1 protein-coding gene is annotated in these 279 nt (G+C 74.2%); it reads right to left on the reverse strand.

Annotated elements, in window-relative coordinates; all coding sequences use genetic code 11:
• Positions 1 to 279: AFG1/ZapE family ATPase (zapE, locus tag AC1ECF_RS17590; RefSeq protein ID WP_480390735.1), on the reverse strand; the 279-nt coding region annotated here is incomplete at both ends.

A 279-nucleotide genomic window follows, 5' to 3' on the forward strand; every position in this document is an offset into this window, starting at 1 on the left:
GAGGCCGAGGAGCGTCACGCCGTCGAGCAGGGCGCCGTACCGGCTGGGGTGCACGCGCGCGAGGTGCGCGAGCAACGCGTCGAAGTCGTCGACCGCCGCACCCGCGCGTCCCGCGGTGCTGGCGAGCACCGCGTCGTCGTCGAAGGTCGGCACCGCCCCACCGACCGAACGGTGGCGGTAGTCCTCGCCGTCGACGCGCATGACCTCGAAGCGTGCCGCGAGCGCCTGGATCTCCCGGAGGAAGTCCTCGGCGGCGAACCGTCCCTCGCCGAGCGAGTC

Source organism: Psychrobacillus sp. Z3-81, assembly GCF_056620325.1.